Origin of the sequence: Streptomyces durocortorensis (genome assembly GCF_016901035.1) — a bacterium.
Classification (GTDB): Bacteria; Actinomycetota; Actinomycetes; order Streptomycetales; family Streptomycetaceae; genus Streptomyces; species Streptomyces durocortorensis.
The window spans coordinates 1-536 of record NZ_JAFEUF010000551.1 but is presented as its reverse complement, the minus strand read 5'-3'; the positions used below and the strand labels follow the sequence as shown (position 1 = coordinate 536).

Sequence of the window (536 nt, the reverse complement as noted above, 5' to 3'; positions counted from 1 at the left end):
CGCCGGAGGGGCTGAGAAGGCGCACCCGGAGACTCGGCCTCCGGTTCGCCGAAGGCCGGTTGGGCGTCGTGCCACGGGGCGTCCGTGCTGCGCACCCGGGGCGGCGGCGACGGCGTGTCCCCGGGCGTGTCCGACGCCGGGCGCTGGCTGGCAGAGCCGTCGGAGGCGGAGCGGGACCGGCGGGCCGGGGCGGTCCCCGTCCCGCCCGGCTCCGGGCGCTGGCTGGCCGAGCCGCCAGAGGCCGACCGGGAGCGGCGGGCCGGGGCGGTCGGAGTTTCCGCAGGGCCTTCGGAGGGCCGCTGCTGGCTGGCCGACCCCTCCGAGGCCGACCGGGAACGACGCGGGCGGGCCGCCGCAGGCGTCTCCGGCGCCTCGGGTGGCTTCGGTGCCGCTGGAGCCTCCGGTGCCGCTGGAGCCTCCGGTGCCGCAGCGGCCTCCGGCGTCACGGGCGTTGCCGGGGCCTCCGACGCCTCGGGCCTCTCGGGGGTCACGGGGGTCACGGGGGCAGCCTCCGCACCCGCCCCCGTCCCCGTCCC

General features: G+C 81.0%; 1 pseudogene. It reads left to right on the top strand.

The window, feature by feature from the left end:
• Window positions 1-84: 84 nt before the first annotated feature.
• Window positions 85-536 (top strand): annotated as a pseudogene (locus tag JS521_RS36030) (hypothetical protein); the annotation flags it as partial.